Source organism: Curvibacter sp. CHRR-16 (assembly GCF_018474005.1).
Lineage (GTDB): Bacteria > Pseudomonadota > Gammaproteobacteria > Burkholderiales > Burkholderiaceae_C > Allorhodoferax.
Genome location: NZ_JAHCSH010000003.1, coordinates 115,664 through 136,489, shown reverse-complemented (window position 1 = coordinate 136,489; position 20,826 = coordinate 115,664). Strand labels below are relative to the sequence as shown.

The window sequence follows — 20,826 nt, the reverse complement described above, 5'->3', positions numbered from 1 at the left end:
AGCATGCTCCTGCGTAAAGTCCCATCCATCGTCACTTGGACGGTATTTTGAAAAGGAGTTTTGCTATGCGACTGAGTACACGCAGCCGATTTGCGATCACGGCCATGATGGATCTGGCCTTGTGCGAGCAGGGCCGTCCCCTGCCGCTGCAAGACATCGCCCAACGCCATCACATTTCTTTGTCTTATTTGGAGCAGGTGTTTGCCCGTCTGCGCCAAGCAGGCTTGGTGGTCAGCACCCGAGGCCCCGGTGGCGGTTATTCGCTGGGCGATAAAGCCGCCGATATTTCGGTAGCCGACATCGTGCTGGCCATTGAAGAAGACCCCGCTACCGATAGCAGCGAAGCGATAGCCAATTTGTGGGATGACCTGCGCGGCCACATGCTGGCACGCATGAAGGACATCACCCTGCACAGTTTGGTGGTCGATCGCTTGCAAACTGGCGCTGTGGTGCAACCCAAACGCAAAGCGGCAGCGCCCAAACGCGCTGCAGTGAGCCGCAAACCGCGCTTTACCGGTCTGCGCATTGCTGCGCCCAATTCGGTGTTCGCCTTGGCCAGCGCCCAGTCCATTTTGTTGCGCTGATACCTGACCGTTGGTTAGCTAGGTTACCTCTTGCATACCCCATGGGGTATGTATATACTCCACAGGGTATGGAGGTGACCTATGCACACACAACGAGGCAGTAGCGCGTGGATTTGTTTATTGGCATGGCCTTTGTGTATGAGCCTGCCGGCACAGGCACAGGCACAGGCACAGGCACAGGCACAGGCATTGTCCGTACCCACAGCGACTGCGCAGCCAGCGCGTACGCCTAGCAGCACAGAGTTGGAAGGGCTGGTAGAGGCGGTGCGCCAAAGTACCGTGGCAGCCCAGACCAATGGGCGCGTGATCCACCTGCACGCCAAAGTAGGCGATGCAGTGCGCGCAGGCCAGTTGCTGGCCACGCTGGATGACCGTGAGGCGTTGGCTGCAGCGCAGCAAAGCGCAGCGCAGTACGAGCAAGCCGATGCCGCTTTGCGCAGTGCCCAGCAGCAGTTGCGGCGAAGCCAAGATTTGCGCAACCAAGGCTTTGTCAGCCAAGCGGCGCTGGATGCAGCGCAAGTGCAATACGACAGCGCATTGGCACAAAAAAAACAAGCAGTAGGTGCCAACGCGCAAACCGGTTTGGCGCAGGGATACAGCCGTATCACAGCGCCATTTGATGGGTATGTGCGCGCAGTGAATGTGGAAGTGGGCGACTTGGCGACAACGGGCAAACCACTGTTCACGCTGTATGCACCACAGCCGTTGCGCGTGGTGGTGCAGGTGCCTGCATCGCGTCTAGCGGCAGTGATGCAAGCCAAAAACGTTCAACTGCAGGTGGGCATGTCTGACAGTCCTTGGCTACAGCCAACCAGCAAAACGGCTGTACCCAGTGCAGATCCCATAGCCCAGACCACCGAGTTGCGCCTGCATTTAGCGCCAGCAGACAGCACCGGATTGGTACCCGGCCAGCAAGCGCGCGTGCGCTACAACACCAGTGTGTCCGCAAACCACAACGATGCAGCTACTAGCACCAACGCACTGCAAGTGCCCCAGCAAGCCGTGGTGCAGCGTGGTGAACTGACGGCGGTGTACGTGTGGACAGGGCAGGCGTTCAGTTTGCGCCCTGTCAGAGTGGGTAGCGGCAGTTCAGGACAGGCACTGGTACTGAGTGGTTTGCGGGCGGGTGACAAAGTTGCCTTGGATCCTGTTCGGGCGGCCAATGCCCAGCGGCCATAAGGAGGAAGCTGTGAATACCCCCCACCGAACACACGATGCGCAGCCCAGATTGGGTTTTTCTGGGCGAGTGGCGGCACTGTTTCAAGACAACGCTATCACCCCTCTGCTGGCGTTGGTGGCCTTGCTGCTAGGGCTGTTTGCAGTGCTGGTTACACCGCGTGAAGAAGAGCCGCAGATCAATGTCACCATGGCCAATGTGTTGATTGCCTTTCCCGGTGCGAGCAGTGCCGATGTGCAGGCCATGGTGGCGCGTCCGGCCGAGCAAGTGTTGGGACAAATTGCAGGCATAGAGCACACCTCATCGGTATCGCGCCCAGGTATGGCGGTGCTGACGGTGCAGTTCAAAGTAGGCGTGCCGCGCACCGAAGCCTTGGTGCGGCTTTATGACGTACTCAATGCCCACCAGGACTGGTTGCCCAAGGGCTTGGGCACGTTGTCTCCCGTCATTAAACCCAAAGGCATTGACGATGTACCCGTAACCGCCATAACTTTGTGGAGTACCGATGCACGCCCCAGCGTGGAGTTGCTGGCGGTGGCGCATAGCCTAGAGGCGGAAATCAAAACTGTAGCCGGCGTACGTGAGGTACAAACCCTAGGCGGTAGCCAGCGAGTAGTACAAATAGTGCTCAACCCCTATCGCATGCGTGAGCGGGGTGTGGATGTGCTCACTCTGCAGCAGACCATTGCTGCTGCCAATATGGGTATGCCTGCAGGGCAGGTGCTGCAAGGTGCCGGACACAGCGGAACCGTGGCCGTGCAGGCAGGAGAGTTTTTGCGCAATGCCGATGATGTGGCCGACATGGTGGTCGGCGTGTACAAGGACAAACCCGTTTACTTGCGGGATGTGGCCGAGGTGCAAGCCGCCGCCAGCCAGCCCACCCAGTATGTATGGCACATGCCGGGCCAAGCCGGTGACGCGCAGCATGCAGGCCAAAGCTACCCCGCTGTGACACTGCAGGTGAGTAAAAAGCCGGGTGCCAATGCGGTGGATGTGTCGCAAGGCGTGCAAGCGCAGCTGGACATGCTGCGCAACACGGTCATACCTGAAGGGGTGGAGGTCACGGTCAGCCGGGACTACGGTGCGACCGCAGCCGAGAAGGCCAACAAGTTGATTCAGAAACTGGCATTTGCCACCATCTCGGTCATTGTGTTGGTAGGCATTGCGCTGGGGCGGCGTGAAGCTGTCATCGTGGGCGCTGCGGTGATATTGACGCTCACGGTGACCTTGTTTGCTAGCTGGGCTTGGGGCTTTACCCTCAACCGGGTTAGCCTGTTTGCGCTGATCTTTTCGATAGGGATTTTGGTGGACGATGCCATCGTGGTGGTGGAAAACATCCATCGGCACCAGCAACTCGAACCGCACAAAACGCTGCGGCAAATCATCCCTGCAGCGGTGGACGAAGTAGGTGGCCCCACCATATTGGCAACGTTGACGGTGATCGCAGCGCTCTTGCCCATGGCTTTTGTCACAGGCTTGATGGGGCCGTACATGGGGCCTATCCCCATCAACTCCAGCTTGGGTATGGCCTTGTCTTTGGCGATTGCTTTTACGGTGACTCCTTGGCTGGCGTTGCGCCTCATGAAGGAGCATGGCCCCCATCCTGCTGGACGGCAAACCCATGTCGGGCACAGTGCAGCAGAAGTGGCTGGTACAGGGCGCGTGCACCGCCTGCTGGCGGGCATTCTGCGTCCTTTCTTGGACAAGGCCCAAAGGCGCTGGGCCTTGTTGGCGGGTATTGGCTTGGCACTGATGCTGTCAATCGGCTTGGCTTTGGTGCCCAGCAGCGCGTTGGGTGTGGTGCTCAAGATGCTGCCCTTTGACAACAAGAGCGAATTTCAGGTGGTAGTGGATATGCCTGCAGGCACAGCGCTGGAGGACACCGCTGCAGTGCTGCACGAAATGGGCGCATTCTTGACGCAGCAAGCAGAGGTCACCCATGTGCAGGGGTATGCCGGTACGGCAGCGCCCATTACCTTCAATGGTTTGGTGCGCCAGTACTACCTGCGCAGCGAAGCAGAGCAGGGCGATTTGCAGGTCAATCTGGTGGACAAACACCACCGTGCAGACAAAAGCCACGTGATCGCACAGCGCCTGCGCCCCCAACTGGAGCAAATAGCCAAGCATTGGGGTGCGAAGGTGAAAGTGGTGGAAGTGCCACCCGGTCCACCCGTCATGAGCCCCTTGGTGGCCGAGGTGTACGGCCCCGACGAAGCAGGCCGCCAGCAATGGGCCGGGCGCATTGTACAGGTGTTGCGCACGACACCGGACATTGTGGGTGTGGATACCACGGTGCGCGAAGATGCGCCGCGCGCACTCGTGCAGGTGCGTCGCCAGCGTGCGGAGAGCTTGGGTATTTCTGTCTCGGACGTGGCGCAAACGGTGACCGCTGCCCTGAGTGGCAGCGACGCTGCTTATCTGCACGATGGCTACAGCAAATACCCCGTGCCAGTGCGTTTGCAATTGCCCCCCGAACAGCAGGTCGGCTTGGACGCCCTGCTGGCTATGCCTTTGCGCGCGGCCAATGGCCAGCTAGTGCCCTTGAGTGAGTTGGTGCAGGTGCACATGGGCGTGATAGACAAACCGCTCTATACCAAAGACCTGCGCGGCGTGAGCTACGTCATGGCCGATATGGCGGGGCAGCTCGATTCACCCCTGTATGGCTTGTTTGATGCGCGCAGCCGCTTGTTGGGCACTCTCCAGGCGGATACCGATGCACTGCAGGAGCACTGGATACAGCCACCCCAAGACCAGTACCGCAGTTACAGCGTCAAGTGGGATGGTGAATCGCAAATCACCTACGAAACCTTCCGCGACATGGGCGCAGCATATGCCGTGGGGCTGGTGCTGATTTACCTGTTGGTGGTGGCGCAATTCAAGAGCTATCGCACCCCACTCATCATCATGACCCCCATACCGCTGACCATCATTGGGGTGATGCCCGGTCATGCGCTGCTGGGCGCGCAGTTCACAGCCACCAGCATGATTGGCATGATCGCTTTGGCGGGCATCATCGTGCGCAACTCCATCCTCTTGGTGGACTTTATCGAACTGCAGTTAGCACAAGGCAGCACGCTGCACGATGCGGTGCTGCAGTCTGCCGCAGTGCGTGCCCAGCCCATTGTGTTGACGGGCTTGGCCGCCATGATTGGGGCATTTTTCATTCTGGATGACCCCATCTTCAATGGGCTGGCGGTGTCCTTGATTTTTGGCATTTTGGTGTCCACCGTGCTCACGCTGGTGGTGATCCCGGTTCTGTACTTTGCCCTGACCCATCAACCCCACGACAAGGAGTGATTTATGACTGTTGAGCGCTACATCCGCATACTGGCAGGCACCATAGTGCTGGTGTCATTGGCTTTAGGGGCTGCTGCTAGCCCCTTGTACGTGAGCGATTGGTTCTTGGCGATCACGGCCTTTGCTGGGTTGAACCTGCTGCAAGCAGGTATAACCAATTTTTGTTTGCCCGCCATCGTGCTCAAAAAGTTGGGCGTTCCCGAGGCGGCGTGTAAGTCATAAAGGAGTTTTTCACCATGGTCGTACAAATCACCCCTGAAACCTTGGAGAGCTGGCACAAGTCGCTGGGCGAATCGGCTCCTTTGCTCGTGATTGATGTGCGCGAGCCGCATGAGGTGCAGTTTGCCAGCGTGCAAGCGCCTGGCTTGGAGGTGCTGGCTATTCCTATGGGCACCATACCGGCCCGCGTGCACGAACTGGAGCGCGACCGACCCGTGGCATGCCTGTGCCACCACGGTGGACGCAGCCAGCGCGTGGCTATGTTCCTCAAAGAGCAAGGGTTTGACCACGTGGCCAATATCGCAGGCGGCATTGATGCGTGGGCATTGACCCGCGATCCCAGCATTCCCCGCTACTAAGGATGGCAAGGTATAGCTGCAATGTGAAAGGTAGGACAATATGCCCACTCCGTTGGACAACCCACTTTCTCTGGATAACTGCCAAGTGACTTCTCTGACCAATGAATCCGCACGCACCGATGTGCTTAACCGCTTGCGCCGCGCAGAAGGCCAGCTGCGTGGCATCCAGCGCATGGTGGAAGAGGGCGAAGACTGCCTGCAGATCGGCCAGCAGTTTGCGGCAGTGCGCAAGGCGCTGGACAGCACCTACTTGCGCATGACGCTGTGCTTCTTAGAGCAAGAGCTGGAGCGTCGCTTGCCACCTGAGGCGGCAGAGGGTGAGGGTATGGCCGAGATGATCGCCAACTTGGAAACCATGCTGGCTAGATTGCGTTAATAGCAAAACGCCTATGCAACTATGGCGTTTCGGTACTAACACGTACGACAACTGACACGTCGCTGGCATACACTGATTGGAACTTTTTCAACAGCGCTTCTTCCAAGCGCTGTTGTCGTATCTAGTCCCACCGCGTTGGCGGTCTATTGTCCAGAAAGTTCTTGCACATGAAGTTGGCCCACACGTCCGTGGCAGCCTTGGTTTGGGCTGCGTTCATTCTTCCTGCTGGTGGAGTTGCATGGGCAGCAGATGCCCCTAACGCCGCTAGCAAATCGGCGAGCAGCGCAGTTACGGTAATGACCGTAGTGGCCCAAGCCAAAGACATGGCTGTCTCGCTCAAGGCCAGTGGCGTGGTCACGCCACTCACAACTATCGATGTGCGCTCTATGGTGAGCAGCACGATCCAGAAAGTGCATTTTCAAGAGGGGCAATTTGTTCAGGCAGGCCAGCTGCTGTTCACATTGGATTCCCGAGCGGATGAGGCGAACTTGGCCAAAGCCCAAGCCCAATTGGCCAAAGACCAAGCCTCGCTGGCAGATGCCAAGCGGCAGCTAGAGCGTGCGCGCCAATTGCAAGCACAAAATTTCGTCTCCCAAGGGGCCGTGGATACGGCGTTGGCACAGGTCGAGGCCCAAACTGCCACTGTGGCGGCTGATCAAGCTGCTATTGATGCGGTCAAGGTGAATCTGACGTATGCACAAATCAAAGCCCCACGCTCAGGGCGCGCTGGTGCGGTCAACCTGAATGTGGGCAGCTTGGTGCAAGCCAATCAAACCAGCTTGGTGACCATCACGCAGATGGATCCGATGGGCGTGGCTTTTAACTTGCCCCAACGCAACTTACAGGATGCCTTGAGCGCTTTGCAAAAAGGCGGAGCACCTGTGCAGGCGCGCTTGACCGACTCTGGGGAAGCCTTCCAAGGCAAGTTGCAGTTTGTGGACAGTACGGTGGATGCCAGTTCGGGGACTGTTAAAGCCAAGGCGGTTTTTGCCAACAACAAGTTGCGTTTGTGGCCGGGGGCTTTTGTCGAGGTGTCACAAACCGTGGGCAATTTGAAGGATGCCGTGGTCATTCCACAGAACTGCATCATCCAAGCGGCCCGTGGTGCCATGGTGTATGTGGTGGAAGACGGAAAGGCCCTTCAGCGCCCAGTGCAAGTGCTGTATGCCGAAGCCGGTATGGTCGCTGTGACTGGCCTCAAGGCAGGCGATAAGGTGGTGCAAGATGGCAAACAAAATCTGCGTCCCAACGCCACGGTGAATGTGAAAGAGCCTAGCAAAGACGGTGCCGAGAAAGCCGCCAAACCAGCCGCCGAGAAAACGCCATGATGAACTTTTCCGAGTTGTTTATCCGTCGTCCGGTGATGACGGTGCTGCTGAACGTCGCCATTGTGGCGGCAGGTGTGATTGGCTACCGCAGCATCCCGGTAGCTGCATTGCCCAGCTATGACACGCCAGTGATTAACGTGTCGGCCTCCTTGCCCGGTGCCAGTCCAGAGACCATGGCTATTTCGGTGGCATTGCCGTTGGAAAAACAATTCCAAACGGTGCCGGGTCTTAAAACCATCAGTTCCAGTAGTCTTTTGGGCAGTACGTCCTTGACGCTGGAGTTTGACGAATCGCGCAATATCGATGCGGCGGCGGTGGATGTGCAGGCAGCGCTGCTGCGTGCCCAGCGCAGTTTGCCCAGCGATATGACCAATCCGCCTTCGTACCGCAAGGTCAATCCTGCGGATGCGCCGATTTTGCTGATCGCCTTGCAGTCGCCGTCTATGTCCTTATCGGATTTGCAAGACTACGCTGACCATCTGATAGTGCCCACGCTGTCCACCATCGATGGGGTAGCGCAGGTCAACACATTCGGGTCCAAGCGCTATGCAGTGCGAGTGCGGGTCAATCCGCAAGCGTTGGCTTTGGCGGGCATTGGTCTGGATGAGGTCAGCACAGCGCTGAAAGCCGCCAACGCCAATACGCCTGTAGGCACGCTAGAGGGGCCGCAGCAAACCTTGGTGGTGCAAGCCAACAAGCAGCTCAAGAACGCGCAAGACTTTGCCAACCTCATCATCAGCAACAAGGGCGGCAACCCGGTGCGCCTGCGTGATGTGGCCAAAGTGGAGGACAGTCTGGAAACGCTCAAGAGCTGGGCCACCTTCAATGGTGACAACAGCATTACCTTGGCGGTACTGCGGCAACCCAGCGCCAATACGGTGAAGGTGGTGGATGCGATTCGCGCAGCCTTGCCCGGTTTGCAGGCTCAAATGCCGCAATCGGTCAGCATGACACCGGTGAACGACCGTTCTCTGTCGATACGAGAAGCCTTGCATGATGTCAGCTTGACCTTGCTGGGCACGATTGTGTTGGTGGTGTTGGTGATCTTTTTGTTCTTGCGCCGCTTTGTTGCCACCGTCATTCCATCGTTGTCTCTGCCTGTGTCCTTGATGGGGGCCATTGCTTTGCTGTGGGGCTTGCATTACAGCTTGGACAATATTTCCTTGCTGGGCCTTACCTTGGCGGTGGGTTTGGTGGTGGACGATGCCATTGTGGTGCTGGAGAACATCATTCGCCATGTGGAGGATGGCATGCCGCCGTTCCAGGCCGCGTTGCGTGGCGCACGGGAGGTGGGCTTCACCATCATTTCCATTTCCACCTCGCTCATTGCGGTGTTCATCCCCATTTTTTTTATGCCAGGGGTGATTGGTCTGTTGTTCCACGAGTTTGCGGTGGTCGTGGGCTTGTCCATCATCGTTTCGGCCTTTGTGTCACTGACCTTGGTGCCTATGTTGGCCGCCAAGTTTTTGACCGATGAAGAGCACAAAAAACAACCAGGTTGGTTGGTGCGCCAGTTTGAGCGTGGTTTTGATGCGGTACTGCGTGTGTACACGCGCATGCTGGATTGGGCTTTAGCACATCGTTTGGTGATTTTGCTGGTGGCTGCTGCCACTTTTGTTGCCACTGTGTGGCTCATGATCATCATCCCCAAAGGGTTCTTCCCCGAAGAAGATATTGGGCAAATTCAGGTCACCACTGAGGCATCGGAAGATGTCTCGTTTGAGGCCATGGTGAAGCTGCAAGAGCGTGTGGCAGCCATCATCCGCAAAGATGACAGCGTTGCCGCCGTGAGTTCGTTCAATGGCGGCAATGGTTCGCAAAACCAAGGCCGCATGTTTGTCACCTTGAAACCCCGCGACCAACGCCCTCCAGCCAAAGAGGTCATAGAGGGTTTGCGCAAGAAGCTGCGTGGTGTGGCAGGCATCAACGTCTTCATGCGTGCTGTGCAAAACTTGCAGCTGGGTGGACGCCAGAGCAAGGCCCAGTACCAATACATTTTGCAAAGTGTGCGCCCTGATGAGATTGGCAACTGGGCGCGCCAACTGCAGGAAAAAATGCGCGCCGATTCGGCCTTTAAGGACGTGACCAGCGATGCCCAATTCCGGGGGTTGCAGGCCCAGCTCAAAATAGACCGCGACCGCGCCAACACCTTGGGTGTTTCCATGGATGCGGTGCGCAGTGCGCTGTACAGCGCTTTTGGGGAGCGCCAAGTCTCCACCATTTACCTGCCGACCGACACCTACCAAGTGATCATGGAAGTGGCTCCGGAAGCCAAGCAAGACGAGCAGGCGCTCAATAACCTGTATGTCCGCTCCAGCGGTGGCACATTGGTACCGCTGAGTGCCTTTACAACCGTCGAGCGCACGGTGGGGCCAACGGCCATCAACCACGTAGGACAGTTGCAGGCAGTGACGGTGTCGTTCAACTTGTCCCCCGGTGTCGCTTTAGGCGAAGCCACGGCCAAGATAGATGCCTTGCGCGAAGAGATCAAGATGCCCGATTCCATCATTACCAGCTATGGTGGCGATGCTGCGGTATTCAAAAGCTCGCAAGGCAGCCAAGCTGTCTTGGTCGTGGCCGCGCTGTTGGTCATTTACGTGCTGCTGGGTGTGCTGTACGAGAGTTACATCCACCCCATCACCATCCTAGCGGGTTTACCGTCGGCGGCGGTGGGTGCTCTGGCTACGCTCATGCTCTTTGGGCAAGACCTGACCTTGATTGCCACCATCGGTTTGGTTTTGCTCATCGGTATCGTGAAGAAGAACGCCATCATGATGATTGACTTTGCGCTTGATGCGCAGCGTCACCAAGGCATGACACCAGCGCAGGCCATACGCGAAGCCTGTGTGTTGCGTTTCCGCCCCATCATGATGACAACATTGGCAGCGCTCATGGGGGCTTTGCCAATCGCTTTGGGTCTTGGTGCGGGCGCAGAACTGCGCCAGCCCTTGGGCTTGGCGGTGTGTGGTGGTTTGGTTTTTTCACAAGCCATCACACTGTTCATCACACCTGTGCTCTACCTCTTGCTGGAGCGTTTTAGCGGCAGGGGGCCCATTACCACGCCCGAGAACCCCCACACCGCTGCTGCTTAGTACGGTTTGAAATTGCCACTGGCACCACTATTGGGAAGGCGTTGCACAGTGGCTGTTTCTATGGTGCCGATGCGACGGCGCTCTATGCCATGGGGCAAGTGCTGAGCGGTAAGTGTCGTGGTACCAGTCTTGAAAAACGCCACGCTCGATAGCAGGTTGGACGCTTGGCCTGACAGTTCTTCGCTGGTGGCTGCCAACTCCTCACTGGCGCTGGCGTTTTGCTGGGTAGCGCGGGAGAGTTGTCCCATGGCCCCGCCAATTTGTGTCACGCTTTCGCTTTGCTCACTGCTGGCGGCGGCAATTTCTTGCACCAACTCGCTGGTTTTTTGGATGCTGGGCACGATTTCGCTCAGCAGCTTGCCCGCGTGCTCTGCCGTGGATACAGAGGAACTGGCCAAATCACCAATCTCTTTGGCGGCTTCTTGGCTGCGTTCGGCCAGTTTGCGCACTTCTGCAGCCACCACGGCAAAGCCCTTGCCATGTTCGCCAGCGCGTGCTGCCTCAATGGCTGCGTTCAGTGCTAGCAAATTGGTTTGGTAGGCAATGTCGTCCACGATGGCGATCTTGCTGGCAATTTTCTTCATTGCATCTACCGTATGCAGCACGGCTTGACCGCCTTCCACCGCTTCTTTGCTGGTTTTGGTCGCCATGCCATCGGTCACGCGGGCGTTGTCGCTGTTTTGGCTGATGGAGGCGCTCATGGTGTCGATTTGCGCCGTGGTTTCCTCCACGCTGGCGGCTTGCTCGCTGGCCGCTTGGCTCAGACTTTGTGCAGTGGCACTCACTTGTCCGGCTGCACCATTGAGTGATTCGGCTGCACTGCTGACTTCGCCCAGTACGCGGGTTAGGTTGTCTACCGTGGCGTTGGCAGCGTCTTTCACTTCACCAAAGAGTCCCGCGTAGTCGCGCTCAATGCGCTGGGTCAGATTGCCATCAGCCAAAGCCTTCATCAGCGTGGCAATGTCTTTGAGACCTTGCTCGCTGGTGTCCAGCAGGGTGTTCATGTTGGTGGACAAGCCGGCAAAGAACCCTGTCTTGCCTTCTGGATCAAGGCGCATGCTGAACTCGCCTTGTGCGGCTGCTTGCACCACAGTTTCCACTTCTTTTTCTATGGTTACTTCGGTGGTGCGGTCAATCCACTCCACCACTGTGCCCAAACGTGTGCCTTGGGCATCAACTATGGGACTGGCTATCAGCCCGAAATACATATTGCCCATTTGAATTTGGGTTCGGTGTGCCCCTTGTAATTGGCTCAACATGGATCGCTGGTGCGACGGATTTTTATGGAAGATGTCGATGTTCGCGCCGCTGATTTTGCGGGCATCAAAGTGCGGCAATACTTTACGAATTTCCGCTTCGCTGCGTTCCATCAGGCGTTGCGCCGTTTCATTCACAAAGACGATGATGCCATTGGTATCGGCCAGCATGATGTTGGTGGTGGCTTTGTTGAGCGCTTGCACGATGCGGGCGTTGGAAATAGCCGCCTCTTGTGCATCGCGCATGGCAGCCTGAACCTGATCCATGGCTGCGCTGATGCGTGCTTTTTGGCCTGGAAGACGAGGCATCTGTGCATCCAGTTTGCCTTGTGCATAGTCACCAATCAGTTCCACAACTCGCATCTTGACATCGATATGCGCCCGTACCAAATCGTTAATGGAGCGTGCCAATTCGCTGTATATGCCAGGGAGGTCTGCTGTGGAAATTATGGCGTCCAGTGCGCCCGCTTCGTGGGCTTTGGCCATGGCTTGTTGTTCGGTCACAAAGCCTTGCAGTGTGTTTTGCATGCGAGCGACGGATTGGAGCAATTGCGCAGTCTCGTTACTACCCTGCACTTGGACTGAGAAGTTCAATTCGCCACGCGCAACCATTTGCGTGGCTTGCACGGCTTCATTGAGTGGTTGGGTAATAGAGCGGCTGATGATCCAGCCCAATGCCACAATGGCCAGCAACAAAGCAGCGCAGCCGACCACGACAGTGCGCAAATGTGACTGGGCTGATTGCACACGCTCAACCAAGATCGCATTGAGCGTTTTTTCTATCTGATCGCCCAAGGCATATTGGGCATCAATGGCGCTGTTGACCAAACTGGCCAATTCGGTGCTCGTGATTTCCGGTTTTGTCGACTCCAGTAACTTGGAGTTGAGTGTCTGGATGATATTGAGCAGCCCATCATTGACCTTATTGCTCGGTGCGTTCACCTCACCCTGCAACTCTGGATGGTGTGCGGTGACTTTGCTCATGCTCTTTTCCAGCAAGTCTCGGCTTTTTTCGAGTTGGTTCACCATGCTTTCTAGGTAACCGCGCTGAACCGCAGCTTCCAGTGGTGTGCTGGCTGTGAAGAACAGGTTGATGCTGGCACGGATGTCAGAGACGTTGTCCACAATATGGGGCAGGATGAAGGTCCACACCTGTTGCAGGTAGTAGCTGTGCTCCTCAGGGTCAAGCGACATGCCGTGTGCATCGGCCAAATCCCCAATTGTGTCCAAGCAAATGGCCATTAGCACTTTGTGCTGTGCATACGATGCATTGCTTGCAATCGACTTGCTGGCCACTTCTTGTTTGAGTTTTCGCCATCCCGCCTGCAAGTCTCCCCACTGGGGGCGAATATGTTCGACGGCTAATACGCCAGCACTGGCCTGTTCCAACAGTTTGTCAACTTCGGTAGCTTGTGTTTGTCGTCTGGATTCAGCGCTGCTATCGCCGTTGAGCATTTGCCTAGAGAGGCTTCTGTGCAGCTGTATGGCTTTGAGCAAACCCCCGACTTGGTTGATGGGCACAATGCCACTTTGCTCCCTGATAGCAAGCTGTGCATCGTTGCGCAAAGTTTGCGACAGCATGCCCAGCGGAACGGCCACCATGACCACCCCCAATGCGAGTACCACCAATAACTTTTGCCACAACAGCATGCGCGTTAGCAGAACGTTCATTGCCCATCCTCCCTGTGTGATAGCCGGATAACCGTTTATCGGGACAGAATAGAAGGGGATTCATGAAAGCTCTGCAAGCAATGGTGACAGAGCGTATGTTTTAGCGATGATGGCTCTGTAAAAGCGCGTCAAATTGTGAAACGGGCAGCGGTTTTGAAAACAAAAAACCTTGGTATTGCTCAATACCCAAACTGCGCAGCCAGTTGAGCTGCTCTTCTGTTTCCACCCCTTCGGCTACGGCCCTAAACCCCATTACTTGGCAGAGGTTGGCAATGATGCCGGTGAGTGGCCTGTCGCTAATTGCACACTGTACAAAGCTCTTGTCTACCTTGAGGGTCTGCAGTGGGATGCGCTGCAAATAGCCCAAGTTGGAGTAACCCGTTCCAAAATCGTCCAGTGCCAGTTGCACACCGATGGAGCGGATTTGCTCAAACAGGGGAGCCAATGCCTTGTCTTTGCTGACCAGCATGGATTCAGTCAGTTCAAGTTCCAGCTTTTGTGGATCGCAACCCGTTGTTTGCAGTGCAGTTTGGATGTCATGCAACAGCATGGAGTGCTGTAGCTGATGGGCAGACAAGTTGACCGACACTTGCAGTGCATGTCCTTGCTGACTCCAGCGAACTTGCTGGAAACAAGCTTCTTGCAGCACCCAGTTGCCCAAGGTGCGTATGAGCCCAATGCTTTCGCACACTGGGATGAATTGGTCGGGTGCGATCAAGCCACGCCGTGGGTGCAGCCAACGCAGCAGTGCTTCTGCTCCCACTATCTTTCCGCTGTGGGCATCTACTTTGGGTTGGTAGTGAAGCAAAAATTGCTCTAACTCCAAGGCTTTGCGCAGATCGTTTTCCAGCGTGGTGCGCCCCATTACCGCTTGCGCCATCTGCATATTGAAATGAACGGCCCGATTTCGCCCGCGCTCCTTTGCGTTATAGAGCGCCAAATCGGCATTGCGCATGAGGGTGGATATATCGTTGCCATCCATGGGGTACAGCGCTACCCCCATGCTGGGGGTCAACATCACGCTGTGATTGCCTATTTGCATGGGTTTGGCAGCGACACTCAGGATGCGGTCTTCCACCATGCTCAACGCGTTGTGGATGTCATCACTGGTGAGCAGAATCAAAAACTCGTCGCCACCAAGGCGCGCCACCATAGTGTCCGCACCCGATGCACGGCGCAAGCGCTCGGCCATGATGACCAGCACTTCATCACCCGCAGCGTGGCCTAGGGTGTCGTTGATGTCTTTGAAGCGATCAAGGTCGATGAACAGCAATGCCGCTTGCATGCCTGTGGCCGTGGCTTGCTTCTCCCACTGCTCAAAGCGGCTCATCATGTGGCTGCGATTGGGCAAGCCCGTCAGTGTGTCGTGCAGCGCAATGAATTGGGCCTTGGCTTCGGCCAACTTAACCGGTGTGATGTCCACTTCGCTGACCAAAATCGCATCGTTGCCGGTGACTGCATCGCGGCATAGGCGAGCATTCATTTCATGCCACCGGTTACCCAGTGCTGTACGCACCTCCAGCGTGCGCGTGCAAGAACCGTTGTCCTTCAAATCGGCCATGAAAAGGGTGAACTGTTGCTTGTCGACAATTTGCGAGTCCAGCGATGCTTTCAGTGCTGTCACCATGCTGCGCGCTGCAGGGTTGTGGTAGAGCGGACGCAAGTCCATGCCGTACAAACTGATCATGGCACTGGTATGCAGCAAAGCCTCTACCGAGCGCAAGGACTCTGGCGAATGCTCGTTACCCCCTTGCACCTCACACAGCATGCCAACCCTGCCATCTGGGAAGGTGTAGCCGCTAAAGCGCACGTTCAGGTGGACAGGCACTTCTTCTGGATAGACCGTCCATAACTCATGAAATACAGCGTTGTGTTGCTGAAAATCGAGTTGGTATTGCTTGAGCCGCTTGGCCACTGTGGTGGACATATTGGCACCCATGTCGCGACTGCGCAGTTCAGCCAGAGAGTCTGCGCGCCACACCTGCAGTGCGGCCGCATTGGCCCATTCAATGCGCGACGCATCGATATCAAAAATCCACACAGGCGCAGCAACCAGCCCCAATCCAGTGGTATGCATGGCCAACCCATTTGCACTGGTGGCTTCATCGTCAACGTCCATAGTGCGTGGTTTGGTGGCTGGTGACTTGCTTGGCATAAGTTAGCCGATTACAAATAAACAAAGTGAAACATTCTGATGATAATCTGGTACAGAGTTCGTTAATGAGTGATTGCTAGGCAGCATAAAGAACCACGTCAGTGGACATGAGGAGCGCAGCATGACAGGTAAATCATTATCAGAATTGCCAATCGACGCAAGCAATTTCCCGTTTGCCGTTAATGACCAAGTTCAGCATCTCAAAAGCGGTGGTCTTTACACCATAGTCGCATTCGCCCGTTTGGAGGCGGATTTGACGATCTGCTGCGTCTACCAGCACCAAGAAACCGGGTTGGTGTGGGTGCGTGGTATTGATGAAATGTTCGACGGGCGCTTTGCTCGTGTAGCTCGTTAAGCCCTATGTACCCCGAAGTCCAAACGGAGTCGCAGCGCGATGCTGCACTGAGTGCCTTTGCACGCATTACGCTGCAAGATCGTTATTTGTTGCCGGACGAAACGAGCCCCCAGCAAGCATTTGCCAGAGCTGCACTGGCGTATGCAGACAATCCAGCGCATGCCCAGCGTCTCTATGACTACATGAGCCACCAGTGGTTTGTGCCGGTCACCCCCATGCTGGCCAATGCACCTGTGCGCTTGCACTTTACTAAACGGTGGTCGGATAACTACCAAGCCCGTTGCTTTGCGGCAGTGCCCACCCTGCCCATATCGTGTTATCTCGGCCATGCCGGAGCAGGCTTTGACAAGCTCACCCAGCATGAGTCCGAATCGGCGCAAATTTGTGCAGTAGGAGGGGGTATTGGTGGGTATTGGGGCGCAGCCTCCTCGGGGGCTGGAGGGCGACATGGCGGGCATCGCGATGAAGTAATCCCCCACCTGCGCGTGCTCGATGCACTGACCCAAGCTGTGCCACAAGGGGAAGTACGAGCAGGTGCTTACGCGGCCTATTTGGATATAGGCCATCCCAGCATTTTGGAATTTCTAGAAATGCGCAAGGCTACGGGCGGTGATGCCAATCGCAAGGCGCTCTACTTGCACCACGGCGTATGCATTCCAGATGCTTTTATGCAGTTGCTAGAGCGCTGTGAGCACGATGCACAGGTGGACGACAGTTGGCCACTCATTGAGCCTGGCACACAACACGTGGTGGATGTAGTGTCAGCCAAAGAGCTGTGGGAGCGGTTGCTGGAGGTATCCATGCAAACGGGCGAGCCTTTTTTGCTGTGGACCGATACGGCCAATCGCGCTTTACCAGCTGCGCAAAAAGCCGCTGGCATGCGCATAGTGCAAAGCAATTTATGCAATGAAATTGTGCTCCCCACAAGCCAAGACCGCACGGCCATAGCCACCTTGTGCTCGGTGAATTTGGCCAAATGGCATGAATGGCAAAGCGATCCACGCTTTGTTGAAGACTTGGTGCGCATGCTCGATAACAGCATTGAGCTCTTTATCCACAATGCACCCAGTGCCCTGCACAAAGCCGTAGCCGATGCCAAAGCGCAGCGTGCCTTGGGCTTGGGGGCGATGGGCTTTCATACGCTGCTGCAGCAATACGGCTTGTCCATGGATGATTCCGCTGCTGAAGCACTCAACGAAGCCGTGTTTTCGCACCTCAAAGACGCCGCCGTTGTCGCCAGTGCCCAGCTGGCTCGCGAGCGAGGCGCATGCTCCGATGCCGCAGGCCTTTTGCGCCGCAACATGCACCTGCTGGCCGTGGCACCGAATGGCACTTCCTCCATCATCGCAGGTGGCGTATCACCCGGCATTGAGCCATACCGTGCCAACGTGTTCACCCACAAAACCCTTTCCGGTTCTTTTGTGGTGCGCAATCCATTGCTGCAACAGCGTCTGCAGGCATTGGGGCAAGACAAGGAGGATGTGTGGCTCAATATATCGGCCCACAAAGGGTCGGTACAGCACTTGCCTTGGCTCAGTGTGCAAGACAAAAAAGTCTTCCGTACCGCTATCGAAATAGACCAACACGTATTGGTGCGCTTGGCAGGGCAGCGCCAGCGACACATTTGCCAGAGCCAGTCACTCAACCTCTTCTTCCATGCCAACGCCAGCGTCGCCCAACTCCACTTGGTGCACATGCAAGCATGGCGAGAAGGGGTGAAGTCGCGCTACTACATGCGCTCAGAGGCGGCTCGGCCTGCTGAAGCCCTGTCCAAGGATGCTGACCAAGTAGTCGATGCCACGCATGTCTCCCACAACGTGTTGCAGGCCAAGGGCTACTACAAACCGTTTCACTATCCATGGGCCTTTCAAGCCTACAAAGCGCAACAGCAAATGCATTGGTCCCCCGAAGAGGCCCCGCTGCACGAAGACATAGCCGACTGGCGCTACCGCATGACCGACAGCGAGCGCCACCTGCTAACGCAGCTATTTCGTTTCTTCACTACCGGCGACGTCGATGTAGGGGCTGCTTATGCCACGCGGTTTTTGCCCATCTTCCAAAATGAGGAAGTACGCATGATGCTGGCTTCTTTCATGGCCATGGAGGCTGTGCACGCCGATGCCTATGCGCTGCTGCTGGACACCGTAGGCATGCCCGAGGCCGAGTACCAAGCCTTCCGCCAATACCAAGCCATGGTCGACAAGCACGACTTTTTGGAGCATTTCGCCATGGACAACGAGCGCGACATAGCGCGCAACTTGGCGGTCTACTCTGCCTTTACCGAGGGGCTGCAGCTCTTTAGCAGCTTTGCCATCTTGCTCAACTTTGCGCGTGCGGAGCTGCCGCGTGGTGCCCGCATGAAAGGCATGGCCCAGATCGTTAGCTGGTCCATCCGCGATGAGTCCTTGCATGTGCACTACATGTTGCGGCTGTTTCGCACCTTTATTTTGGAGCGCCCTCACCTGTGGACGCCCGATTTGCAGCAAGAGATAGTGGCTATTGCCCAGAAGATGGTGGAACTAGAGGACGCATTCATCGACTTGTGCTTTGAACAAGGTGGCATAGACGGGCTCACGCCCGCCCAAACCAAGGAGTACATCCGCTTCATTGCCGATAGGCGCTTGGAGGGGCTCATGCTGCAACCCCGCTGGGGCGTGCCACACAACCCACTGCCCTTTGTGGACTACTTGGCAGCCGCTCCAGAGCACGCCAACTTTTTCGAGACCCGTCCCACCGAGTACGCCAAAGCCGCCCTGACAGGTAGCTGGGCACGGGTGTGGGCTGCTGCCAAGGATGAGTGCGCTGCAGCATAAATCACTGTGTGCTGTTGCACGTGAATCGATAGCAGTGGGGATGGCCTTCTATGTTAATTAACACTAATTAAACATGTTTGCCGATTTTTGATACTGGTTTCACTGTTCTTTAATGAACATATTGTTACCATCTGTCACGCATCAACAACGCCAGATGCGCAGACAGGCGAAGGCACATGATCAAAAGACTCCTGCATTTCTTAGGGCAATCATTGCAACGCAAGTTGCTGGCCTCCATGCTGTTCATGTCAGCGCTTTCCCTCCTCGGTTTGGCCATGGTGGTGGGCTACCAAGGGGGACAGACCGTACAAGCCCAAGAAGAGCTGTTCTATGAAAGCAAAGCCCAAGAGGCCGTAGCCTCCGTGCAAAACCGCATTCAGACCAACTTAACGGGTGTGATCGGTTTGGAGGCCGCTATGACAGCCACCAAAAGCAGTGGCAAGCCTTTGTCCCGTGATCAGATCAACGAATTGACCAAGGGCATGCTGCTGCGGCATTCCGACTTTATCGGTGGAGCCGTGACATGGGAGCCTAATGCGCTGGACGGGCAAGACAGTGCCTTTGCCAATCAGGCCCCCCTGTACGACGACACGGGTCGGTTTGCTCCTTATTGGACACGCACCCCTGACGGTGGATTTCATGTAGACCCCATTGTCTTCAACGACCCCACACCGGGGGCCAACGACTGGTACGACATCCCCAAGAAAAGCGGCAAGATCCACTTCACAGAACCGTACCAATACCCCATTGAAGGCAAGAACGTCTTAATGGCTTCGCTGGTGGTGCCCATCCAAGTCAACCAGCAGTTTGTGGGCACAGCCAGCGCCGACTTTGGCCTGCTGCGCCTGAGCCAACTGCTGCGCGATATCAGCCTGCCAGAGCAGGCCGCCATGCAGCTTATCTCGCATACCGGCTTGTATGTGACCCACAGCAGCGCAGAAGCACTGGGCAAAAAGGCCGAAAGCCTAGCACCCGAAGCGCTGGTCGCCATTGAGGCCGGACAGCGTTACCAGTACTTGGATACCAACAGTCAGCACTACATGCTGGTGCGTCCAGTACGCATCCATCCCGACATAGCCCCATGGGCCATCGTCATCAGCTACCCCATGGCGCCGGCCAAAGCCAAGGCATGGAAAGCCTTCGTGGGCACGGTCACCATCGGTGCGGTGTTCTTGTTCATTACGGGTATGGTGCTGGTGCCTGTGCTGCGCCGCTTGCTGAATCGCCTGGGTGTGTTGGCCAAAACCATGGACAACTTGGCAGGCCGCGAGGCCGATCTGGGAGTGCGACTCGATGAAGATGGCGACGACGAATTGGCCCACATAGCCCAAGGCTTTAACCAATTTGTGGGCCGCATTGAAGGGGTGATTCGCCAAGTACGCCAAGGGGCGGAGTCCGTCCACACCGCCAGTGCAGAGATCGCAGGCGGCAACCAAGACCTCTCTTCCCGCACCGAAAGCCAAGCCAGCGCCCTAGAAGAGACAGCAGCCAGCATGGAAGAGCTAGGCTCCACCGTACGGCAAAACGCCGACAGCTCCAGCCAAGCCAACCAACTGGCCCAAAACGCCAGCAACGTCGCCACCCAAGGCGGGCAAGTGGTCTCCCAAGTGGTCCAGACCATGCGCGACATCCACACCAGCAGCCAAAAGATTGCCGACATCATCGGCGTCATCGACGGCATCGCCTTCCAAACCAACATCCTGGCCCTGAACGCTGCCGTAGAAGCGGCCCGCGCAGGCGAACAAGGCAGAGGCTTTGCCGTGGTAGCCAGTGAAGTGCGCGCCTTGGCAGGGCGCAGCGCCGAAGCGGCCAAAGAAATCAAAACATTGATCAGCACCAGCGTAGAAAAGGTAGAACAAGGCTCCACCCAAGTAGACCAAGCAGGCCAGATCATGCAAGAGGTGGTCAGCAGCATCCGCAGAGTGACCGACATCGTGGGCGAGATCAGCGCCGCCAGCGCAGAGCAAAGCGCAGGGGTGAGCCAAGTGGGAGAGGCCATAGGCAGCATAGACCAGACGACGCAGCAAAACGCGGCCTTGGTCGAGGAGATGGCAGCGGCGGCGGCCAGCCTCAAGAGTCAGGCCAATGAGTTGGTGCAGGCGGTGGGGGTGTTCCGCTTGCAACACTGAGTAAAAAACCGCAAA

13 protein-coding genes are annotated in these 20,826 nt (G+C 56.6%); 11 read left to right on the top strand and 2 right to left on the bottom strand.

The window, feature by feature from the left end; all coding sequences use genetic code 11:
* Positions 1–65: 65 nt before the first annotated feature.
* The 8 genes from KIK84_RS07515 (at position 66) to KIK84_RS07480 (ending at position 10,432) form a co-directional block, all read left to right on the top strand.
* Complete coding sequence (locus KIK84_RS07515) at positions 66–584, top strand: RrF2 family transcriptional regulator (RefSeq protein ID WP_214122450.1); 519 nt, start codon at positions 66–68, stop codon at positions 582–584.
* Positions 585–665: 81 nt separating this feature from the next.
* Positions 666–1,763, top strand: coding sequence for an efflux RND transporter periplasmic adaptor subunit (locus KIK84_RS07510; RefSeq protein WP_214122449.1), 1,098 nt, complete (start codon positions 666–668; stop codon positions 1,761–1,763).
* 10 nt (positions 1,764–1,773) lie between these two features.
* Positions 1,774–5,058, top strand: a complete 3,285-nt coding sequence (locus tag KIK84_RS07505; RefSeq protein WP_349815913.1) for an efflux RND transporter permease subunit — start codon at positions 1,774–1,776, stop codon at positions 5,056–5,058.
* A 3-nt stretch (positions 5,059–5,061) separates the two neighbouring features.
* Positions 5,062–5,280, top strand: coding sequence for a YgaP family membrane protein (locus KIK84_RS07500; RefSeq protein ID WP_214122447.1), 219 nt, complete (start codon positions 5,062–5,064; stop codon positions 5,278–5,280).
* A gap of 14 nt (positions 5,281–5,294) precedes the next feature.
* On the top strand, positions 5,295–5,636 hold the full coding sequence (locus tag KIK84_RS07495; RefSeq protein WP_214122446.1) for a rhodanese-like domain-containing protein: 342 nt from the start codon (positions 5,295–5,297) through the stop codon (positions 5,634–5,636).
* Positions 5,637–5,676: 40 nt separating this feature from the next.
* On the top strand, positions 5,677–6,012 hold the full coding sequence (locus KIK84_RS07490) for a metal-sensing transcriptional repressor (protein WP_250207847.1): 336 nt from the start codon (positions 5,677–5,679) through the stop codon (positions 6,010–6,012).
* Positions 6,013–6,179: 167 nt separating this feature from the next.
* On the top strand, positions 6,180–7,340 hold the full coding sequence (locus KIK84_RS07485) for an efflux RND transporter periplasmic adaptor subunit (protein WP_214122445.1): 1,161 nt from the start codon (positions 6,180–6,182) through the stop codon (positions 7,338–7,340).
* Positions 7,340–10,432 (top strand): efflux RND transporter permease subunit, encoded by a 3,093-nt coding sequence (locus KIK84_RS07480; protein ID WP_214122872.1) that lies wholly within the window; start codon positions 7,340–7,342, stop codon positions 10,430–10,432. The genes KIK84_RS07485 and KIK84_RS07480 overlap by 1 nt, the downstream gene beginning before the upstream one ends.
* Here the strand turns inward: KIK84_RS07480 and KIK84_RS07475 are convergent.
* Entirely contained in the window at positions 10,429–13,359 is a 2,931-nt protein-coding gene (locus KIK84_RS07475) for a methyl-accepting chemotaxis protein (RefSeq protein WP_214122444.1), read from the bottom strand. The genes KIK84_RS07480 and KIK84_RS07475 overlap by 4 nt on opposite strands.
* A 100-nt stretch (positions 13,360–13,459) precedes the next feature.
* The gene (locus tag KIK84_RS07470; RefSeq protein ID WP_214122443.1) at positions 13,460–15,478 is read right to left on the bottom strand and encodes a putative bifunctional diguanylate cyclase/phosphodiesterase; all 2,019 of its coding nucleotides are present in this window, start codon (positions 15,476–15,478) and stop codon (positions 13,460–13,462) included.
* A 157-nt stretch (positions 15,479–15,635) separates the two neighbouring features.
* Between KIK84_RS07470 and KIK84_RS07465 the strand changes: the two genes are divergently transcribed.
* The 3 genes from KIK84_RS07465 (at position 15,636) to KIK84_RS16805 (ending at position 20,811) form a co-directional block, all read left to right on the top strand.
* Entirely contained in the window at positions 15,636–15,869 is a 234-nt protein-coding gene (locus KIK84_RS07465; protein ID WP_214122442.1) for a hypothetical protein, read from the top strand.
* 5 nt (positions 15,870–15,874) lie between these two features.
* Positions 15,875–18,682, top strand: a complete 2,808-nt coding sequence (locus KIK84_RS16575) for a ribonucleoside-diphosphate reductase subunit alpha (RefSeq protein WP_250207846.1) — start codon at positions 15,875–15,877, stop codon at positions 18,680–18,682.
* A gap of 176 nt (positions 18,683–18,858) precedes the next feature.
* Positions 18,859–20,811 (top strand): methyl-accepting chemotaxis protein, encoded by a 1,953-nt coding sequence (locus KIK84_RS16805; RefSeq protein ID WP_284150477.1) that lies wholly within the window; start codon positions 18,859–18,861, stop codon positions 20,809–20,811.
* The last annotated feature ends 15 nt before the right edge of the window (positions 20,812–20,826 follow it).